The organism is Pseudomonas vancouverensis (assembly GCF_004348895.1).
Taxonomy (GTDB): domain Bacteria; phylum Pseudomonadota; class Gammaproteobacteria; order Pseudomonadales; family Pseudomonadaceae; genus Aquipseudomonas; species Aquipseudomonas vancouverensis.
This window is the reverse complement of record NZ_RRZK01000017.1, coordinates 77,291-97,394: the sequence shown is the minus strand read 5'-3', so window position 1 is coordinate 97,394 and position 20,104 is coordinate 77,291. Positions and strand designations below refer to the sequence as shown.

At 58.1% G+C, this 20,104-nt stretch carries 17 protein-coding genes; 3 read left to right on the top strand and 14 right to left on the bottom strand.

Translation table 11 applies throughout. From position 1 onward, the window contains the following. Positions 1–399: 399 nt before the first annotated feature. From rfbA to mtnA, 14 genes are all read right to left on the bottom strand, one after another. Positions 400–1,287 (bottom strand): glucose-1-phosphate thymidylyltransferase RfbA, encoded by an 888-nt coding sequence (gene rfbA / locus EIY72_RS13455; RefSeq protein WP_093216338.1) that lies wholly within the window; start codon positions 1,285–1,287, stop codon positions 400–402. Next, positions 1,284–2,183 carry a dTDP-4-dehydrorhamnose reductase gene (gene rfbD, locus EIY72_RS13450; RefSeq protein ID WP_093216333.1) on the bottom strand — a complete coding sequence of 300 codons (900 nt, stop codon included), beginning with the start codon at positions 2,181–2,183 and terminating at the stop codon, positions 1,284–1,286. The genes rfbA and rfbD overlap by 4 nt, the downstream gene beginning before the upstream one ends. Beyond that, positions 2,180–3,256 (bottom strand): dTDP-glucose 4,6-dehydratase, encoded by a 1,077-nt coding sequence (gene rfbB / locus EIY72_RS13445; RefSeq protein ID WP_093216328.1) that lies wholly within the window; start codon positions 3,254–3,256, stop codon positions 2,180–2,182. Before rfbB ends, rfbD begins: the two co-directional genes overlap by 4 nt. A gap of 218 nt (positions 3,257–3,474) precedes the next feature. After that, positions 3,475–3,714 carry a LapA family protein gene (locus EIY72_RS13440; protein WP_093216324.1) on the bottom strand — a complete coding sequence of 80 codons (240 nt, stop codon included), beginning with the start codon at positions 3,712–3,714 and terminating at the stop codon, positions 3,475–3,477. A gap of 27 nt (positions 3,715–3,741) precedes the next feature. Beyond that, positions 3,742–4,038 (bottom strand): integration host factor subunit beta, encoded by a 297-nt coding sequence (gene ihfB, locus EIY72_RS13435; RefSeq protein WP_007899751.1) that lies wholly within the window; start codon positions 4,036–4,038, stop codon positions 3,742–3,744. 150 nt (positions 4,039–4,188) lie between these two features. Beyond that, entirely contained in the window at positions 4,189–4,467 is a 279-nt protein-coding gene (locus EIY72_RS13430) for a hypothetical protein (protein WP_093216319.1), read from the bottom strand. Between the two features lie 216 nt (positions 4,468–4,683). After that, the gene (rpsA, locus tag EIY72_RS13425) at positions 4,684–6,378 is read right to left on the bottom strand and encodes a 30S ribosomal protein S1 (protein WP_093216314.1); all 1,695 of its coding nucleotides are present in this window, start codon (positions 6,376–6,378) and stop codon (positions 4,684–4,686) included. A gap of 120 nt (positions 6,379–6,498) precedes the next feature. Beyond that, entirely contained in the window at positions 6,499–7,188 is a 690-nt protein-coding gene (cmk, locus tag EIY72_RS13420; RefSeq protein WP_093216310.1) for a (d)CMP kinase, read from the bottom strand. Beyond that, on the bottom strand, positions 7,185–9,392 hold the full coding sequence (locus EIY72_RS13415; RefSeq protein ID WP_231985587.1) for a bifunctional prephenate dehydrogenase/3-phosphoshikimate 1-carboxyvinyltransferase: 2,208 nt from the start codon (positions 9,390–9,392) through the stop codon (positions 7,185–7,187). Before EIY72_RS13415 ends, cmk begins: the two co-directional genes overlap by 4 nt. Before the next feature lie 28 nt (positions 9,393–9,420). Continuing rightward, positions 9,421–10,533 (bottom strand): histidinol-phosphate transaminase, encoded by a 1,113-nt coding sequence (gene hisC / locus EIY72_RS13410; RefSeq protein WP_093216300.1) that lies wholly within the window; start codon positions 10,531–10,533, stop codon positions 9,421–9,423. Positions 10,534–10,545: 12 nt separating this feature from the next. Further along, positions 10,546–11,640 carry a prephenate dehydratase gene (pheA, locus tag EIY72_RS13405; RefSeq protein ID WP_007939916.1) on the bottom strand — a complete coding sequence of 365 codons (1,095 nt, stop codon included), beginning with the start codon at positions 11,638–11,640 and terminating at the stop codon, positions 10,546–10,548. Continuing rightward, positions 11,640–12,725 (bottom strand): 3-phosphoserine/phosphohydroxythreonine transaminase, encoded by a 1,086-nt coding sequence (gene serC, locus EIY72_RS13400; protein ID WP_093216296.1) that lies wholly within the window; start codon positions 12,723–12,725, stop codon positions 11,640–11,642. Before serC ends, pheA begins: the two co-directional genes overlap by 1 nt. Positions 12,726–12,965: 240 nt before the next feature. Continuing rightward, positions 12,966–15,620: a DNA gyrase subunit A gene (gyrA, locus tag EIY72_RS13395; protein WP_093216291.1), complete on the bottom strand. Its 2,655-nt coding sequence runs from the start codon at positions 15,618–15,620 to the stop codon at positions 12,966–12,968. Between the two features lie 425 nt (positions 15,621–16,045). Continuing rightward, positions 16,046–17,125 carry an S-methyl-5-thioribose-1-phosphate isomerase gene (gene mtnA, locus EIY72_RS13390; RefSeq protein WP_093216285.1) on the bottom strand — a complete coding sequence of 360 codons (1,080 nt, stop codon included), beginning with the start codon at positions 17,123–17,125 and terminating at the stop codon, positions 16,046–16,048. 108 nt (positions 17,126–17,233) lie between these two features. Between mtnA and EIY72_RS13385 the strand changes: the two genes are divergently transcribed. Genes EIY72_RS13385 through mupP form a run of 3 tightly spaced genes read left to right on the top strand, consistent with a single transcriptional unit; the run spans position 17,234 to position 20,001 of the window. Then, positions 17,234–18,568 (top strand): TRZ/ATZ family hydrolase, encoded by a 1,335-nt coding sequence (locus tag EIY72_RS13385; protein ID WP_093216280.1) that lies wholly within the window; start codon positions 17,234–17,236, stop codon positions 18,566–18,568. Positions 18,569–18,626: 58 nt separating this feature from the next. Continuing rightward, a complete protein-coding gene (ubiG, locus tag EIY72_RS13380) occupies positions 18,627–19,325 on the top strand; it encodes a bifunctional 2-polyprenyl-6-hydroxyphenol methylase/3-demethylubiquinol 3-O-methyltransferase UbiG (RefSeq protein ID WP_093216275.1) in 699 nt (232 codons plus the stop codon). Between the two features lie 4 nt (positions 19,326–19,329). Further along, positions 19,330–20,001, top strand: coding sequence for an N-acetylmuramic acid 6-phosphate phosphatase MupP (gene mupP / locus EIY72_RS13375; RefSeq protein WP_093216270.1), 672 nt, complete (start codon positions 19,330–19,332; stop codon positions 19,999–20,001). Positions 20,002–20,104: the final 103 nt, after the last annotated feature.

Here is a 20,104-nt window from a genome sequence, read left to right as displayed (position 1 = left end):
GCAACCAGTCATCGGGGTTCAGTTATGTTTCCAGTCACTCCTGCATCGTCACCATTGCAAAATGTTGGTGAAGCGGCCGCAGGAGAAACAATTCAATTTCAATTCAAGAAACCTGGCTCAGCACGCCCTATCGATTAATCCGTGACCATACACTCGCATCCCACACCAGCTCTAGAGACTGCCTGGACGGAAAAGCTTCACCCGGAAAGAAAGGAGAAGCCTTTGAGAGTGAGTTGCAATGCCTGTCAGGATCAGACCGTTCTAACGTCCATTCTACAGGGAGGCTCGGAAATAAATAACTCACGTACCGACCAGCGACAAAAAATCATTTGAAAACAATCAATTGTCTCTTCCTGAAAGCCATCATAACGACATCAACTTCCAGCGTAGTACAAAGCTCTATCGAGGGTGCGAGTCCAAGAGTTTTTCCAGGTATTGACCGTAGCCCGTCTTCCCGAAGCGCTTCGCCTGAGCCGACAGTTCCGCAGCAGAAATCCAACCGCTGTTGTAAGCGATTTCCTCCAGACAGGCGACCTTGAGGCCTTGGCGCTTTTCGATGGTATGAACGAAATGCCCTGCCTCCAGCAACGAATCGTGAGTGCCGGTATCCAACCAGGCAAACCCACGGCGGAGCATCTCCACCTTTAGGGACTTTTGTTCCAGGTAAACACGATTGACATCTGTTATTTCCAACTCGCCCCGAGCAGACGGTTTAATATTTTTCGCGATATCCACAACCTGATTATCGTAGAAGTAGAGCCCCGTCACCGCGTAGTTGGACTTTGGATTCGCTGGTTTCTCCTCGATGCTCAGCACCCGGCCATTCACATCAAACTCCACAACCCCAAAACGCTCTGGATCGGAAACGTGGTAGCCAAATATCGTTGCACCGCTGGCCTGATTGTTGGCCGAACGCAGGTGCTCGGTAAATTGGCCGTAGAAAATATTGTCTCCTAGTATCAGGCAGCACGGATCCTTGCCAATGAACTCTTCGCCAATAATAAAGGCTTGAGCCAGACCATCCGGAGTTGGCTGCTCCGCATAACTCAGTTTGATTCCATATTGACTGCCATCTCCCAGCAACTTTCGAAAGTTAGGAAGATCCTCGGGAGTTGAAATGATCAAAATCTCGCGCATACCGGCCAGCATCAGCACGGACAGCGGATAAAAAATCATCGGCTTATCATAGATAGGCAACATTTGCTTCGAGACACCCAAGGTCAAAGGGTGCAGTCGCGTACCTGAACCACCGGCGAGGATGATGCCCTTGCGATTTATCATGCTCATTTATTTAAAACTTCCCTTAGCATTCGGGTTACGCCACTTTGCCAATCAGGCAAGTACAAAGAAAAACTGTCTCGCAGTTTCTGGGTACTCAATCGAGAGTTCAATGGACGAGGTGCGGGCGCCGGATAATCTCTCGCATCTATCGGCTTGATTGATGTCACCGCAAACTGGGCGCCGTTGTTTCGCGCAAAATCGATAACGAAACGAGCATACTCGAACCAGGACACTTGACCGCTCGCACTCAAATGATAAACACCAGCCAACTCTGGATGCCGTATTACCTTTTGAATAGCCAGCGAAGTCACGTCCGCCACCAGGTCAGCACCAGTGGGAGCACCAATCTGATCAGCCACAACCGTCAACGTTTCGCGCTCTGCCGCCAAGCGCAACATGGTTTTGGCAAAGCAACTACCCCGAGTGGCATAAACCCAACTGGTACGAAAAATCAGATACTTACAGCCAGACTGCATGATTGCGCGTTCGCCGGCGGCCTTACTCTGACCATATCTGTTCAAGGGGCTGACCGTATCGGACTCTCGCCATTGCGCCGTGCCTTGGCCATTGAACACATAATCGGTCGAGTAATGTACCAACCAGGCACCTAGCGACAGCGCCTCCTCGGCCATGACACGACAGGCCTGAACATTCACACGATCGACCAGCTCGGCTTCAGAATCTGACTCTGCCTTGTCGACCGCAGTATATGCCGCCGCATTGACGATCAGATCCGGTTGGATCTGCCGGATTACTGCGCGTAGAGCAGTCAGGTCCGCAACATCCACGCTTAACCCGGTGACAGCGTGACGCTCAAGTGCAATCAATTCTCCCAGCGGAGCGAGGGAGCGCTGCAGTTCCCAACCTATTTGCCCATTTTTGCCGAGTAAGAGGATCTTCATGCCTTACCCGAACGCCTTGCATAGTTCTGCTCAAGCCATTGCTGATAGCTACCACTTTTCACATGAGCAACCCATTCTGAGTTGCTCAGATACCACTCGACCGTTTTGCGAATTCCGCTTTCGAAGGTTTCTTCAGGAGTCCAACCCAGCTCGCGCTGTATCTTGCTGGCATCGATCGCGTATCGCTGATCATGCCCAGGACGATCTTGAACATAAGTAATCAAATCGGCATGCGGGCAGTGAGCAGAATCAGGGCGCAACTCATCCAGTAACGCACACAGGGTTTTGACAACTTCGATGTTCTGCTTTTCGTTGTGACCGCCAATGTTGTAGGTCTCTCCGACCACACCCTCAGTGACGACCTTGTACAAAGCGCGAGCATGATCCTCGACGTACAACCAATCCCGCACCTGGTCACCTTTGCCGTAGACAGGCAACGCTTTGCCCTCCAGAGCATTAAGGATGATCAGCGGAATCAACTTTTCCGGAAAGTGGCAAGGACCATAGTTGTTCGAGCAGTTTGTAACCAGCGTAGGCAATCCGTAAGTACGGCTCCAGGCGCGAACCAGATGATCTGAGCTGGCCTTACTGGCGGAATACGGAGAACTTGGCTGATACGGCGTGCTTTCTGTGAAAAGGTCTTCAGGACCGTCGAGATCTCCGTAAACTTCATCTGTCGAAATATGATGAAATCGGAACCCGGCTTTACGCGAATCATCCAGTGCAGCCCAGTAATGGCGTGCAGCTTCCAGCAAGGTGTACGTGCCGATGATGTTCGTCTGAATGAATTCGGATGGCCCAGAGATCGAACGATCAACGTGCGACTCTGCAGCCAGATGCATGATGGCGTCTGGCTGGTGCTCACGCAGGATTCGGTCGATTTGAACGCGGTCGCAAATGTCGACATGCTCGAATGCATAACGTGTGTTTTGACTGACTTCGGCCAGCGACTCTAGGTTACCGGCATACGTCAGCTTGTCGACGTTAACTACCGAGTCAACTGTATTGGCCATTATGTGACGAATAACGGCCGAACCGATAAATCCGGCGCCGCCGGTTACTAGAATTTTCACGCCAAACCATACCCTTGAGTTGCCGGCAGGGCTGCGACTCGAGCCCAGCCTGATCCTTGAATGCGAAAACCATATTGCCAGCCGAGGCTATGGGTAATGCCGGCCAGAGTCGATATGGGGAGTGCCATTTTCGAGTGAGGCCGCATTTTACAGCTTAATCAGCGCTTTACTAACGGATAAAGACCAGTCGCAAGGTAAATTCGATAGGCGCTGCACAATCATACAAGGCGCTTGCGCGAGGCCTTGAACAAGCGATTCGCGAGCCACCCGATAACCGGCCCGATTACCATACCGATCAGCAACGTCAGAACAACAATCAGCGAAATTGGCAGTTGCGGCCCAGCCCAGCCCAGGAACAAAAGAGAAACTGATTGCTGATTTTCGAGGACGAAAGCCAGGATCGCCAATATCAACAAAAGAAGGAGTACGACGACCACGATGCGCTTCAGGTTACGCATGCGTGACCTCCGGAACGATAGCGACTATCAAAGCCCCTCCTCCTCTTCCTCATTCACACGGTCACGCAGTTCCTTGCCCGGCTTGAAATGAGGAACAAATTTACCATCGAGGCTGACAGACTGGCCGGTCTTGGGATTGCGACCCACGCGCGGGGCGCGGTAGTGCAGGGAGAAGCTGCCAAACCCTCGGATCTCGATGCGATCACCGGTGGCCAGACATTGGGACATTTGCTCAAGCATGGTCTTGATGGCCAGCTCTACATCCTTGGATGAGAGTAGCCCTTGATGGGTGACAATTCGTTCGATCAACTCCGACTTCGTCATATTTTTCCCTTCTTTTTCAAGCAGCTAGGTCAGCGCTTCAAAGGTTTTAGCACGCCTGCATGAATTTGAACAGCCCGACCTCTTCCATCTTTCTCTCCGCGCCAGAACACCTGCTCCACAGACAACAACAGACACACCTTGATCACCCACTCACTTGCAAATCACCAACATGGTGCGCGTCAGGAAACCCGCAGGATTGAAGCCAAAAGGGAACTCATCCTCTTCTTTTGCATCGTCAGACCGGACAATGACCTTATAGCCTGCACCCGCGCACTCCTTGGCTGCGCGCTTCTGGCAGCGCTCCCAACTCGACCCTAGCCCCGAACAGTCGACCTCGATACCGCTCACCCCACGCACAGCATGAGTCTTGGCATTAGTCGTACATCCAGTCAGTGTCAGCACTGCTATTGCGACAATGAACTTGTTCATTCACATCCTTATGCCAGGCGAGCCGCCCGGCCGTCGTCAGCTACAGGCTAAAGACTAGCTGCAAATAAGCGATTGATCCGACTAAAGAAACAGACTGCACTTAGCAGCCTTTGTTTCATGAATTCGCAACGACGTTAGACACACAGTTATCGCCCCCTCAAATTCCGGGCACAAAAAAGGGCGACCGAAGTCGCCCTTTTTCTGGTCAATCAGAACTTAGTTCTGCTTTTCCATTTGTGCACGCAGCAGGTCACCCAGAGTGGTGGCTACTGGAGCATCGGAGCCAGCTTGCGGCTTGTCGCGCAGGCTTTGGATGGCTTCCTTCTCTTCTTCAACGTCTTTCGACTTGATCGAGAGCTGGATTACACGGCTCTTACGGTCAACGCTGATGATCTTGGCTTCTACTTCTTCGCCTTCTTTCAGAACGTTGCGCGCGTCTTCAACGCGGTCACGGCTGATTTCGGAGGCTTTCAGAGTCGCTTCGATATCGTCGGCCAGAGTGATGATGGCGCCTTTGGCGTCAACTTCTTTCACGATGCCCTTAACGATAGCGCCTTTGTCGTTCTCTTGAACGTACTCGGAGAACGGATCGCTTTCCAGCTGCTTGATACCCAGGGAGATGCGCTCGCGCTCTGGGTCAACCGACAGGATAACGGTGTCCAGCTCGTCGCCCTTCTTGAAGCGGCGTACGGCTTCTTCGCCCACTTCGTTCCAGGAGATGTCGGACAGGTGAACCAGACCGTCGATGCCGCCGTCCAGACCAATGAAGATACCGAAATCGGTGATCGACTTGATGGTGCCGGAGATCTTGTCGCCCTTGTTGAACTGGCCAGAGAAGTCTTCCCATGGGTTCGACTTGCACTGCTTGATGCCCAGGGAGATACGACGACGCTCTTCGTCGATGTCCAGAACCATAACTTCCACTTCGTCGCCGACTTGTACGACTTTCGAAGGGTGGATGTTCTTGTTGGTCCAGTCCATTTCGGAAACGTGTACCAGACCTTCAACGCCTTCTTCCAGCTCAGCGAAGCAGCCGTAGTCGGTCAGGTTGGTTACACGCGCGGTAACGCGAGTGCTTTCTGGGTAACGGGCTTTGATAGCAACCCATGGATCTTCGCCCAGTTGCTTCAGGCCCAGGGAAACACGATTGCGCTCGCGATCGTACTTCAGAACCTTGACATCGATCTCGTCGCCAACGTTGACGATTTCGGAAGGATGCTTGATGCGCTTCCAAGCCATGTCGGTAATGTGCAGCAGGCCATCGACGCCACCCAGATCGACGAATGCGCCGTAATCGGTGAGGTTCTTGACGATACCTTTGACTTGTTGGCCTTCCTGCAGGGATTCCAGCAGAGCTTCGCGCTCGGCGGAGTTCTCGGCTTCCAGGACGCTACGACGGGAAACGACAACGTTGTTGCGCTTCTGGTCCAGCTTGATGACCTTGAATTCCAGCTCTTTGCCTTCCAGGTGCGTGGTGTCGCGCACTGGACGGACGTCAACCAGAGAACCTGGCAGGAACGCACGGATGCCGTTAACGTCGACAGTGAAGCCGCCTTTAACCTTACCGTTGATAACGCCCTTGACCACTTCTTCGGCTGCGAAGGCTGCTTCCAGAACAATCCAGCATTCAGCGCGCTTGGCTTTTTCACGGGACAGCTTGGTTTCACCGAAGCCGTCTTCAACCGAGTCCAGAGCAACGTGAACTTCGTCACCGACGTTGATGTTCAGTTCGCCAGCGTCGTTGTAGAACTGCTCCAGCGGGATCAGTGCTTCAGACTTCAGGCCAGCGTGAACGGTTACCCAGCGAGCTTGGTAATCGATATCAACGATAACACCGGTGATGATGGAGCCTGCCTGAAGGTTCAGGGTCTTTAGGCTTTCTTCAAAGAGTTCCGCAAAGCTTTCGCTCATTTTAATTCCTGTTGATTAGGGCGAAAAATACGCCCATCTCCACACCCCAGACAGTGTGGGTTAGTTTCATTTAAAAGAAGCCACCGCAGGACTATGACTGGTCCCCTGCGGCCTTCTTGGTCACCCGGCGATATCGCGAATGGCGATTTCGCTCATGATGCGTTCAAGCACCTGGTCGATGGATAATTCCGTGGAATCCAGCTGTATGGCGTCAGCCGCCGGCTTGAGCGGAGCTACCGCTCGCTGGGTGTCGCGCTCATCGCGCGCACGTATCTCATCTAGCAGACTCGACAGACTAACACCCTCGACCTTGCCCTTCAACTGCAAATATCGACGACGAGCCCGCTCTTCGGCGCTGGCGGTCAGGAAAATCTTCAGCGGAGCGCCCGGAAACACCACCGTGCCCATGTCGCGACCGTCGGCTACCAGCCCTGGCGATTCCTGAAATGCGCGCTGGCGCTGCAGCAGCGCCTCGCGCACAGCCGGCAGTGCAGCCACTTGGGACGCACCGGAACCGACGCTTTCGGTACGAATGACATCGCTGACTTCGTCACCTTCCAGAATGATGCGCTGCAACTGACCGTCGTTCGCCGCGATGAATTGAACATCCAGATGAGCGGCCAGTTTCTTCAGCAGCTCTTCATTGGTCAGGTCGACGCCATGGTTGTGCGCAGCAAACGCCAGCAATCGATACAACGCACCGGAATCCAGCAGGTTCCAGCCCAGACGCTTGGCCAGAATCCCGGCTACCGTGCCTTTGCCAGAGCCGCTTGGCCCATCGATGGTGATGACCGGTGCAATGCTGTTCACGACTGAGCCTCTTGTGCCACACGAATACCGACCTGCGCGCACAGCGCGAGGAAGTTCGGGAACGACGTCGCGACGTTGGCGCAATCGTGGATCCGGATTGGTGCAGTGGCGCGCAGCGACGCAACACTGAACGCCATCGCAATACGGTGATCGCCGTGGCCATGCACTTCGCCGCCGCCAATCTGGCCGCCGTCGATGATGATGCCGTCCGGCGTTGGTTCGCATTTGACGCCCAGCGCCAGCAAACCGTCCGCCATCACCTGGATGCGGTCCGATTCCTTGACTCGCAGCTCTTCAGCTCCGGTCAGCACGGTGCGCCCTTCGGCACACGCGGCGGCGACGAACAGCACCGGGAACTCGTCGATAGCCAGTGGAACCAAGGCTTCCGGAATCTCGATACCCTTGAGTTTAGCTGCTCGCACGCGCAGGTCGGCTACTGGTTCGCCACCGACTTCACGCTGGTTTTCCAGGGTGATGTCAGCGCCCATCAGGCGCAGGATGTCGATCACACCGGTGCGAGTCGGGTTGATACCAACGTGCTCCAGAACCAATTCCGAGCCTTCGGCGATCGATGCCGCCACCAGGAAAAACGCCGACGACGAGATGTCGCCCGGCACTTCAATGTGGGTCGCGGTCAGCTTGTTGCCGGACTCGACCGACGCCGTGGCGCCGTTCACGCTGACCGGGTAACCAAAACCGCGCAGCATGCGCTCGGTGTGGTCACGGGTCGGTGCCGGCTCGGTCACGGTGGTCTTGCCTTCAGCGTAAAGACCCGCCAGCAGCAGGCAGGACTTAACCTGGGCGCTGGCCATCGGCATGGTGTAGGTCAGGCCTTTGAGCTTGTGGCCACCCCGAATGGTCATCGGCGGACGACCTTCAGCGGCGGTTTCGATCACGGCGCCCATTTCCCGCAGCGGATTGGCCACGCGATTCATCGGACGCTTGGACAGCGAAGCGTCGCCGGTCAGCGTGCTGTCGAAGTCCTGCGCAGCCAACAGGCCGGACAGCAGACGCATCGACGTGCCGGAGTTACCCAGATAGATCGGACCTGGCGCAGGCTTCAGGCCATGCAGGCCAACGCCGTGAATGGTCACGCGGCCATGGTGCGGGCCTTCAATGACCACGCCCATGTCGCGGAAGGCCTGCAAGGTCGCCAGGGCGTCTTCGCCCTCGAGGAAGCCTTCGACTTCGGTGACGCCCTCAGCCAGGGAACCGAGCATGATCGAACGGTGGGAAATCGATTTGTCACCTGGTACGCGAATCCGACCGGACAGGCGGCCACCAGGTTGAGCCAGGAAAATCAGATCGTTGGAATTCATAGCGTCCACATAGGCCCTGCGGGCCAGGATTTTACTGAAATGCTCGCGGGCAACCCGGGCGCGAGTGAATACGCCCAATAATTGGTGCCCATCCCCTGCATCGACCGCGTCGCGCAAGGCGTCGAGGTCGCTGCGAAATGTATCGAGTGTGCGCAGGACAGCTTCGCGGTTGGCGAGGAAGATGTCGTGCCACATGACCGGGTCGCTACCGGCGATTCTTGTGAAATCGCGGAAACCGCCCGCAGCGTAACGGAAGATCTCAAGATTTTCATTGCGCTTGGCCAACGAGTCGACGAGGCCGAACGCCAGCAAGTGCGGCAAATGACTGGTCGCCGCCAGCACCTCATCGTGCCGCTCGACCTGCATATGCTCGACATCGGCGCCCAGTTCGCGCCACAAGCGATCGATCACTGCAAGGGCAGCCGGATCGGTTTGCGCAAGCGGCGTCAGGATCACTTTATGGCGCCGGAACAGATCGGCGTTGGAAGCTTCCACCCCACTCTGCTCAGAGCCGGCAATCGGATGCCCCGGTACAAAGTTCGCCGGCATGCGGCCGAAGGCTTCGGTGGCGGCGCGCACGACATTGCCCTTGGCACTGCCGACGTCCGTCAGGATCGCCGACCCCAGGCTCATGCCAGCCAAGCGGGCCAGCACTTTTTCCATGGCCAGGATCGGCACGGCAAGCTGAATCACATCAGCACCCTGACACGCAACGGCCAGGTCGTCCTCACAGCGATCCACCACACCCAACTCAACCGCGAGCTTGCGTGACTGTGGATCGAGATCAACCCCAACCACTTCACGGCAAACGCCGCTTTCACGCAAACCCTTGGCAAACGAACCGCCGATCAACCCCAGACCGACCACCACCAGGCGACCGATCATAGGTTCGGCAGATTGCAGTGCAGTGACATCAACCACGAGCCAGGACCTTGCTCAGCGCTTCGAGGAAGCGGCTGTTTTCCGCCGGCAGACCAATGGTGATACGCAGGTGATTCGGCATGCCGTAGTTCGCTACAGGACGCACGATCACACCTTCGCGCAACAAGCCCTGGAACACGGGAGCCGCGACTCGACCCAGGTCAACGCAAATGAAGTTGCCCTTGGACGGAATCCAGCTCAGGCCCAGCTCGCGGAAGCCGGCTTCCAGCTGCTGCATGCCGGCTTCGTTCAGTTGACGGCTTTGCGCCAGGTACTCTTCATCCTTCAACGCTGCACAGGCCGCAGCCAGGGCCAGGCTGTTGACGTTGAATGGTTGACGCACGCGATTCAGCACGTCGGCAACCACAGGCGTCGACAAGCCATAACCTACACGCAAGGACGCCAGGCCATAGGCCTTGGAGAAGGTGCGCGAAACCAGCAGGTTCGGATAGGCCGCCAGGAAGTCCAGACCATCGGGCAAATCGCTGCCTTCGGCGTATTCGATGTAGGCCTCGTCCAGCACGACCAGTACGTGTTCCGGAACATCCTGGAGGAATTCATCCAGCGCCTCGGCGTCGAACCAGGTGCCGGTCGGATTGTTCGGGTTGGCGATGAAGACCACGCGGGTTTTGGCATCGATAGCCTTCAGCATGGCAGGAAGGTCATGCCCCCACTCTTTGGCCGGAACCACCTTGGCCTGAGCGCCGACCGCCTGGGTGGCGATCGGGTAGACCGCGAACGCGTGCTCGCTGAACACGGCATTCAGGCCCGGCGCCAGATAGGCGCGCGCCACCAGCTCGAGAATGTCGTTGGAACCGTTGCCCAACGTCACCTGATCAAGCTCGACACGGCACTGTTCGGCCAGCAGGCTCTTGAGCGCGAAGCCATTGCCGTCCGGATAACGGGTCAGCTCGGCCAGCGCATCACGAATCGCCGCCAGCGCCTTGGGACTGGCGCCCAGCGGGTTTTCGTTGCTCGCCAGTTTGACGATGCTGGCCGGATCCAGGTCCAGCTCGCGCGCCAGTTCGTCCACAGGCTTGCCCGGAACGTAAGGCGAAAGTTGTTGCACGCCCGGCTGTGCCAGAGCGAGGAAATTGCCACTCATTGCTATCGCCCCTTAGAGAACTGCTTTCGGGTAGGAACCCAGCACCTTGAGTGCCACTGCTTCCTGACTGATCTTTTCCAGCACACCCTTTACCAGCGGGTCGCGATGGTGGCCGACGAAGTCGATGAAGAACACGTAGGTCCATTTGCCACTGCGCGACGGACGCGTCTCGATGCGCGTCAGGTCGATACCGTTGTCGTGGAACGGCACCAGCAACTCGTGAAGGGCACCTGGCTTGTTGCTCATCGACACGATGATCGAAGTCTTGTCGTCGCCGGTCGGCGGCACTTCCTGATTACCGATCATGAGGAAGCGCGTGGAGTTGTCCGGACGGTCCTCGATCTTCTCGGCCAGTCGGGTCAGCCCGTACAGGCCGGCCGCCATGTCGCCGGCAATCGCCGCCGAATTCCACTCACCCTTGACCCGCTTCGCCGCTTCGGCGTTGCTCGACACCGCGACGCGCTCGACATTCGGGTAATGCGCGTCCAGCCACTTGCGGCACTGGGCCAGGGACTGGGCGTGGGAATAAATGCGGCTGATGCTGTCGGTCTTGGTGTTTTCGCCCACCAGCAGGTGGTGGTGGATGCGCAGCTCGACTTCGCCGCAGATCACCATGTCATGCTCGAGAAAGCTGTCGAGGGTGTGGTTGACCGCACCTTCGGTGGAGTTTTCCACCGGCACCACGCCGAAATTGACGGCACCGGCCGCCACTTCGCGGAACACTTCGTCGATCGCCGCCATCGGCTTGCTGATCACCGCGTGGCCGAAATGCTTCATGGCCGCCGCTTGGGTGAAGGTGCCTTCCGGACCGAGGTAAGCCACTTTCAGCGGCTGTTCAAGGGCCAGGCAGGACGACATGATTTCGCGGAACAGCCGCGCCATCTCTTCGTTACCCAGCGGCCCCTGATTACGCTCCATGACACGCTTGAGCACCTGGGCTTCGCGCTCAGGACGATAGAACACCGGCACTTCGCCTTCGGCCAGCGAGGCCATCTTTACTCGCGCGACTTCCTGGGCGCAGCGCGCGCGCTCACTGATCAGCTCCAGGACTTTTTCGTCCAGAGCATCAATGCGCAGGCGCAGTGCCTTGAGTTCTTGCTCAGACATTAGCCGTGTTCCTTCTCGAACTCTGCCATGTACGAAACCAGCGCATTGATGGCGTTGATATCGACGGCGTTATAGATGGACGCGCGCATGCCTCCCACGGAACGGTGGCCCTTTAGGTTCAGCAGGCCACGCTCGTCGGCACCCGCCAGGAATGGCTTGTCGAGACGATCGTCAGCCAGACGGAACGGCACGTTCATCCAGGAACGGTCCGCTTCGTTGATCGGGTTGCTGTACAGGCCGCTGGCGTCGATGAAGTCATAAAGTGTGCGCTTCTTCACTTCATTGAGCTTGCCGATGGCCTCGACGCCGCCCTGCTCTTTCAGCCACTCGAACACCAGGCCGGACAGGTACCAGGCCAGGGTCGGCGGCGTGTTGTACATCGAGCCGTTATCGGCCGCGACCTTGTAGTTGAGCATGGTCGGGCAGATGGAGCGCGCCTTGCCCAGCAGGTCTTCGCGAACGATGTTGACGACGATGCCGCTCGGGCCGATGTTCTTTTGGGCGCCGGCGTAGATCATGCCGAAGCGCGAAACATCCACTGGACGCGAGAGAATGTCCGAAGACATGTCAGCCACCAGCGGAACGTCGCCTGTTTCCGGAATCCACTGGAATTCCAGGCCGCCGATAGTTTCGTTTGGCGCGTAGTGAACATAGGCCGCGTCTTTCGACAGGTTCCATTCGCTCTGACCAGGAATGGCAAAGTAGTCATAAGGCTTGGCAGTACCCGCCACATTGACGTTGCCATAGCGCGATGCTTCTTCGATGGCTTTCTGCGACCAGATACCGGTGTCGATGTAGTCGGCCGTACCGTTTTCCGGCAACAGGTTCAGCGGAATCTGTGCAAATTGCTGGCTGGCGCCGCCTTGCAGAAACAGCACTTTGTAGTTCGAAGGGATATTCAGCAGATCACGCAGATCCTGCTCGGCCTTGGTGGCGATGGACACGAACTCATCGCTGCGATGGCTCATTTCCATGACAGACAAACCCTTGCCGTGCCAATCAAGCAGCTCGCCCTGAGCGCGCTTCAGGACAGCTTCGGGAAGGGCCGCAGGACCGGCACAGAAGTTATAGGCTCTCTTGCTCACATCCAATCTCGCTCTGATCTGGTGGTATCACGCAATAAATCACAATTTCAATCAACACAGGATCTCTGCTGAAGCAGGCAACCCTTGGAAGCGAACCTGCTCGCGAATGCATCACCGCAGCGTTCCCGGCGCCTGCTTCGCGAGCAAACTCGCTCCCACAGGGATATCCATGGGTGTCGACATTTTCCGTTCGGACAAACAACAAGGGGGCGAATTTTCATCCGCCCCCTGCTTACCTGCTTATTCCTGTGGTTCTTCGTCAGCGGCGGCGTCGAGTTGCTGGTCTTCGCCAGCGTCGTCGTTCACGACTTCACCGACAAATCCTTCAGCCTCGTCACCTTCCAGCTCTTCACCCTCGACCTCCGAAGGCTCCTGAACCCGCTCCAGGCCGACCAGTGTCTCGTCATTGGCCAGCTTGATCAGGGTCACGCCCTGGGTGTTACGACCCAGGCTGGAGACTTCATCGACACGGGTACGCACCAACGTGCCCTGGTCGGAAATCAACATGATTTCCTCACCGTCGAGCACCTGTACCGCGCCGACCAGACGGCCGTTACGCTCGTTGCTGACCATGGCGATAACGCCCTGACCGCCACGCTTGTACTCAGGGAACTCGGTGATCGCCGTGCGCTTGCCGAAACCTCGCTCGGAAGCGGTAAGAATCTGGCTGCCCTCTTCCGGAATCAGCATGGAGATCAGCTTCTGGCCTTCCGGCAGACGCATGCCGCGCACGCCGCGAGCGGTACGGCCCATGGCACGTACGTCGGATTCCTTGAAGCGGGTGACCTTGCCGCCGTCGGAGAACAGCATCACTTCGCGCTCGCCATCGGTGATCGCGGCGGAAATCAGCACGTCGCCTTCGTCCAGTTCCAGCGCGATCAGGCCGACGCTGCGTTGACGGCTGAAGGATTCCAGCGGGGTCTTCTTCACGGTGCCGTTGGCGGTGGCCATGAAGATGTAGTGACCTTCGGTGTATCCCTCGACCGGCAGCATGGTGGTGATGTATTCACCGTCATCCAGCGGCAGCAGGTTGACCAGCGGACGACCACGGGCAGCGCGGGATGCTTCCGGGATTTCGTAGGTTTTCAGCCAGTACACCTTGCCCTTGCTGGAGAACAGCAGCAGCGTGGTGTGGCTGTTGGCAACCAGCAGGTGAGCGATGTAGTCCTCATCCTTGACGCCGGTGGCCGACTTGCCTTTACCGCCACGACGCTGAGCCTGGTACGCAGCCAGCGGCTGGGTCTTGGCATAGCCTCCGTGGGAAATGGTCACGACGCGCTCTTCTTCCGGGATCATGTCGCCCAGGGTCAGGTCGAGACGGGCATCGAGAATCTCGGTGCGACGCACGTCGCCATACTCGGCGCGGATCACTTCCAGCTCTTCGCGAATCACTTCCATCAGGCGCGTGGCGCTGTTGAGGATGCGGATCAGCTCGCCGATCTGGTTGAGAATCTCTTGATACTCGGCCAGCAGTTTTTCGTGTTCCAGACCAGTCAGGCGGTGCAGACGCAGTTCCAGAATGGCTTGCGCCTGTTCCGGCGACAGGAAGTACTTGCCGTCGCGCAGACCATATTGCGGATCGAGGTTTTCCGGACGGCACGAATCGGCACCGGCACGTTCCACCATCGCGACCACAGCGGAGGATTCCCAAGGCGTGCTGACCAGCGCTTCCTTGGCTTCCGACGGGGTTGGCGAGGCCTTGATCAAGGCGATGACCGGGTCGATGTTCGACAGGGCAACCGCTTGACCTTCAAGGATGTGGCCACGTTCGCGCGCCTTGCGCAGTTCGAACACGGTACGACGGGTTACCACTTCACGACGGTGACGTACGAAGGCTTCCAGCAGATCCTTGAGGTTGAGGATCCGCGGACGGCCGTCGATCAGCGCAACGATGTTGATACCGAACACTGCTTGCAACTGGGTCTGGGCGTAGAGGTTGTTGAGGATGACCTCAGGCACTTCGCCACGACGCAGTTCGATCACGACGCGCATGCCGTCCTTGTCGGACTCGTCACGCAGTTCGGTGATGCCTTCGAGTTTCTTCTCTTTAACCAGCTCGGCGATCTTCTCGATCAGACGCGCCTTGTTCAGCTGGTAAGGCAGTTCGGTGATGACGATCTGCTGGCGACCACCGACCTTGTCGATGTCTTCGATGATCGAACGGGCACGCATGTAAATACGCCCGCGACCGGTGCGGTAGGCTTCGATGATGCCGGCGCGACCGTTGATGATCGCGGCGGTCGGAAAGTCCGGACCAGGGATGTATTGCATCAGCTCGTCGACGGTCAGCTCAGGGTTGTCGATGAGCGCCAGGCAACCGTCGATGACTTCACCGAGGTTGTGCGGCGGAATGTTGGTCGCCATGCCCACGGCGATGCCGCTGGAGCCGTTGACCAACAGGTTGGGAATACGGGTCGGCATGACCGCCGGGATCATTTCGGTGCCGTCGTAGTTCGGCACCCAGTCCACGGTTTCCTTGTGCAGGTCGGCCAGCAGCTCGTGCGCCAGCTTGGTCATGCGCACTTCGGTGTATCGCATCGCTGCGGCGTTGTCGCCGTCGACGGAACCGAAGTTGCCCTGGCCGTCGACCAGCAGGTAGCGCAGGGAGAATGGCTGCGCCATCCGAACGATGGTGTCGTACACCGCGGTATCACCGTGCGGGTGATACTTACCGATCACGTCACCGACAACACGGGCAGATTTCTTGTACGGCTTGTTGAAGTCGTTACCCAGCTCGCTCATCGCGAACAGCACACGCCGGTGCACGGGCTTCAAGCCATCGCGCGCATCCGGCAGTGCCCGACCGACAATCACGCTCATCGCGTAGTCGAGGTAGGACTGCTTCAGCTCGTCTTCGATATTGACCGGGAGGATTTCTTTGGCCAGTTCGCCCATGAGAAGCCTGATTCCTTTTTCTGGTGAAACTTCGTCACATCCATATGGGACGAACGAAGCTCGCCGCTGCAGGCTGAGTGCCATACACCGACTTACGACAAATCAACGAGTTATGCCATGGATCTGCGCAGTAAAGGTCACCCCGCGGGGTAACCTTGGAAACCGCCGGATGTTATCACAAGAGCCGCCACGCACCTATCCCCCAGATGCGCATGGAGAGTAGTTAGTTGACCGGTGACAGGCTGATAAGGGACGAGAGGGGCTTAGAGCTGTGTTGAATGGAGAATTTGAGGCTGATTCGGGTTGGTTCATTGGGTTTGACGACCCCATCGCGAGCAAGCTCGCCCCCACAGGTTTTATGCGCACCGCAAACACTGTGGGAGCGAGATTGCTTGCGATGGCGATTCCTCAGACGCCGGCGATGATCAATGCAGACGCTTGCGGCACATCAACTGCGCCATCTTGGCTGTATCCGGCCGCTCGACAATGCCTTTTTCCGTGACGATCGCATCAATGAGGTCCGCCGGTGTCACGTCAAACACCGGGTTGAACGCCTGAACATCCGCCCCGACCCGCTTGCCGCCGACTTCCAGCAGCTCACGACCATCACGTTCTTCAATCGGGATATCGTCACCGCTGGCCATGTTCATGTCGATGGTCGAACTCGGCGCCACCACCATGAAACGCACGCCGTGGTGCATGGCATTGACGGCCAACTGGTAGGTACCGATCTTGTTGGCGACGTCGCCATTGGCGGTGATCCGGTCAGCACCGACGATGACCCAGGTCGGCCCTTTGGTTTTCATGATATGGGCCGCAGCAGAATCGACATTGAGGGTCACGGGGATGCCCTCGTTGGCCAGCTCCCAGGCCGTCAGGCGCGAACCCTGCATCCATGGGCGGGTTTCGTCGACGTAGACCTGCTCGACCATACCCTCGATGAACGCCGCACGAATCACGCCCAACGCCGTGCCGAAGCCGCCCGTGGCCAAGGCACCGGTGTTGCAGTGGGTCAGGATCGCCTGAGCATTGCCCTGATGCTTACGGATCAGGTCTACACCCAATTGCGCCATGGTCAGGTTGGCCTCGCGATCACTCTCGTGAATGGCGATGGCCTCGGCCTCAAGCGCCTCCAGCGGATCGGCGTTGTCCTTCAGACGATCCAGCCGATCGTGCATACGCCCCAGGGCCCAGAAGAGATTGACGGCAGTGGGACGAGAGTCGGCCAGCAGCGCGAAATCCTCCTCCAGCGCCGCATACCAATCATCACCTTCCTCAGCAATGCGAGTACGGGCCGCCAGCACAATGCCATAAGCGGCGCTGATGCCGATTGCCGGCGCGCCACGCACCACCATCGAGCGAATGGCCTCGGCCACACCGGCTGCGCTGGTGTAGGCGATCCAGTTTTCCTCGAACGGCAAAACGCGCTGATCCAGCAGATACAGGGCACCATCACGCCAATCGATGGCCTTCACCTTTTCCGCCGCCAACAGTCGATCGCGCATCCCTCACCCCGCACTCATGAACAAAAGCCGCCGATTATAGCGATCCCCCGGCGAAGACGCTCGGGTATACTTCGCCATCCTTTATAAAAGCACTGGAACTCACACGCGATGCCGAACACTGCCGCTGCGCTCGACCTGCTATTGCTGCCGACCTGGCTGGTACCCGTCGAACCCGCCGGCGTTGTCCTCAAGGAACACGGCATCGGCATTCGCGATGGACGCATCGTGTTTATCGGTCCACGTTCCGCTGCACTGAAGCTTAACGCAACCGAAATTCGCGAATTACCCGACATGTTGCTCAGCCCCGGCCTGATCAACGCCCACGGGCACGCGGCGATGACCCTGTTTCGTGGCCTGGCCGATGACCTGCCGCTGATGACCTGGCTGGAAAACCACATCTGGCCCGCCGAAGCCAAGTGGGTCGATGAAGCCTTTGTACGCGATGGCACCGACCTGGCCATCGCCGAGCAAATCAAGGGCGGCATCACCTGTTTCTCGGACATGTATTTTTTCCCCAAAGTCGCCAGCGAACGCGTGCACAACAGCGGCATTCGTGCGCAGATCGCCATTCCCATCCTGGATTTTCCGATTCCGGGTGCCAGCTCGGCGGATGAAGCCATCCGTCAGGGCATCGAACTGTTCGGCGACCTCAAGCACCACGAGCGCATCAAGGTCACCTTTGGCCCCCACGCCCCTTACACCGTGGGCGATGAAAACCTGGAAAAGATCCGGGTAATTGCCGAGGAGCTGGACGCTTCGATCCACATGCACGTGCATGAAACCGCGTTCGAAGTGCAGCAGGCAGTCGATCAGCGTGGCGAACGCCCACTCGCCCGCCTCGCCCGCCTGGGCCTGCTCGGACCGCGCTTTCAGGCGGTTCACATGACCCAGATCAGCGAGGAGGACCTCGCACTGCTGGTAGAAAGCAATACCCATGTCATCCACTGCCCGGAATCGAACCTGAAACTGGCCAGCGGCTTCTGCCCGGTCGAGCGCCTGTGGCAGGCTGGCGTCAATGTCGCGGTCGGCACAGACGGTGCGGCCAGCAACAACGACCTCGATCTGCTTGGAGAAACCCGTACCGCCGCCCTGCTGGCCAAGGCTGTCGCCGGATCGGCCACTGCACTGGATGCCCATCGCGCCCTGCGCATGGCAACACTCAACGGCGCCCGGGCATTGGGCATCGAAACTGAAACGGGATCGCTGGAAATCGGCAAGGCTGCGGACATGGTGGCGTTCGACCTTTCCGGCCTGGCCCAGCAGCCGGTCTACGACCCGGTGTCGCAGCTTATCTACGCCACCGGGCGCGATTGCGCGAAGCATGTCTGGGTCGCCGGCAAGCCATTGCTCGAAGACGGTCGCCTGACGCGCCTGGATGAAACGCAGCTAAGCGCTGTCGCGAAAACCTGGGGCCAGCGCATCAGCGGCCGCACCGAATCGTAAGTCCCCCGGTTTCGATACCGGGGCAACAGGATTTTTCAAGTTTTAGAGGACATAAACCATGAGCAACGTCGACCACGCCGAAATCGCCAAATTCGAAGCCCTGGCCCATCGCTGGTGGGACCGCGAAAGCGAATTCAAACCACTGCATGACATCAACCCATTGCGTGTCAACTGGATTGACGAACGCGTCAATCTGGCCGGCAAGAAAGTCCTCGACGTCGGTTGCGGCGGCGGCATCCTCAGTGAAGCCATGGCCCAACGTGGTGCCACCGTCATGGGCATCGACATGGGCGAAGCGCCGCTGGCAGTTGCCCAATTGCACCAGCTGGAATCCGGCGTGAATGTCGAGTACCGGCAGATCACCGCCGAAGCCCTGGCCGAGGAAATGCCGGAACAGTTCGATGTGGTCACCTGCCTGGAAATGCTCGAGCACGTGCCTGATCCATCGTCGGTGATCCGTGCCTGCTTCCGCATGGTCAAGCCCGGTGGCCAGGTGTTCTTCTCCACCATCAACCGCAATCCGAAGGCGTACCTGTTCGCCATCGTCGGCGCCGAATACATCATGAAGCTGCTGCCGCGCGGCACCCACGACTTCAAGAAGTTTATCCGCCCCTCCGAGCTGGGCGCCTGGAGCCGCATCGCCGGCCTGACCGTCAAGGACATCATCGGCCTGACGTACAACCCGTTGACCAAGCACTACAAGCTGGCCGCCGATGTCGACGTCAACTACATGATCCAGACCCTGCGCGAGGAATAAGCCGATGCGAATCAGAGCAGTTCTTTTCGACATGGACGGCACCCTGCTCGACACCGCGCCGGACTTCATTGCGATCTGTCAGGCGATGCGTGCCGACCGCGGCTTGCCACCGATGAACGACAAACACATTCGTGACGAGATTTCCGGCGGCGCCCGGGCGATGGTCGCGGTGACATTCGCCATGGACCCGGAATCCCCAGGCTTCGAGGAACTCCGCCTGGAGTTTCTTGAGCGTTACCTGGTGGGTTGCGCGGTTCACAGCAAACTGTTCGACGGCATGGGCGAACTGCTCGCCGATATCGAGAAGGCCAACCTGATCTGGGGCGTGGTCACCAACAAGCCATTGCGTTTTGCCGAACCGATCATGCAGCAACTGGGCCTGGCTGAGCGCTCGGCCTTGCTGATCTGCCCGGATCACGTGAAAAACAGCAAGCCGGATCCGGAGCCGCTGATCCTCGCCTGCAAGATGCTCGACCTGGACCCCGCCAGCGTGCTGTTCGTCGGTGATGACCTGCGGGACATCGAGTCAGGGCGCGATGCCGGAACCAAAACGGCGGCGGTGACATTCGGCTATATCCACCCGGACGATAACCCGCGGCATTGGGGCGCGGATGTGGTGGTCGATCACCCGCTGGAGCTGCGCAAGGTGCTCGATAGCGCGCTTTGCAGCTGCTGAGTTTTTGCCGGGACTGCTCCTTGTGGGAACGAGCCTGCTCGCGATAGCTGTAGCCCAATCGACATTGATGTTGAAGGTGATACCGCCATCGCGAGCAAGCTCG

Bases quoted from the DNA above. Each gene is read 5' to 3' on its own strand.
- ihfB (WP_007899751.1), bottom strand. From the start codon at position 4,038: ATGACGAAGTCGGAGTTGATCGAACGAATTGTCACCCATCAAGGGCTA.
- EIY72_RS13385 (WP_093216280.1), top strand. From the start codon at position 17,234: ATGCCGAACACTGCCGCTGCGCTCGACCTGCTATTGCTGCCGACCTGG.
- gyrA (WP_093216291.1), bottom strand. From the start codon at position 15,620: ATGGGCGAACTGGCCAAAGAAATCCTCCCGGTCAATATCGAAGACGAG.
- rfbA (WP_093216338.1), bottom strand. From the start codon at position 1,287: ATGAGCATGATAAATCGCAAGGGCATCATCCTCGCCGGTGGTTCAGGT.
- mupP (WP_093216270.1), top strand. From the start codon at position 19,330: ATGCGAATCAGAGCAGTTCTTTTCGACATGGACGGCACCCTGCTCGAC.
- mtnA (WP_093216285.1), bottom strand. From the start codon at position 17,125: ATGCGCGATCGACTGTTGGCGGCGGAAAAGGTGAAGGCCATCGATTGG.
- pheA (WP_007939916.1), bottom strand. From the start codon at position 11,640: ATGTCTGAGCAAGAACTCAAGGCACTGCGCCTGCGCATTGATGCTCTG.
- ubiG (WP_093216275.1), top strand. From the start codon at position 18,627: ATGAGCAACGTCGACCACGCCGAAATCGCCAAATTCGAAGCCCTGGCC.
- EIY72_RS13415 (WP_231985587.1), bottom strand. From the start codon at position 9,392: ATGATCGGTCGCCTGGTGGTGGTCGGTCTGGGGTTGATCGGCGGTTCG.
- EIY72_RS13430 (WP_093216319.1), bottom strand. From the start codon at position 4,467: ATGAACAAGTTCATTGTCGCAATAGCAGTGCTGACACTGACTGGATGT.
- rfbD (WP_093216333.1), bottom strand. From the start codon at position 2,183: ATGAAGATCCTCTTACTCGGCAAAAATGGGCAAATAGGTTGGGAACTG.
- hisC (WP_093216300.1), bottom strand. From the start codon at position 10,533: ATGAGTGGCAATTTCCTCGCTCTGGCACAGCCGGGCGTGCAACAACTT.
- EIY72_RS13440 (WP_093216324.1), bottom strand. From the start codon at position 3,714: ATGCGTAACCTGAAGCGCATCGTGGTCGTCGTACTCCTTCTTTTGTTG.
- rpsA (WP_093216314.1), bottom strand. From the start codon at position 6,378: ATGAGCGAAAGCTTTGCGGAACTCTTTGAAGAAAGCCTAAAGACCCTG.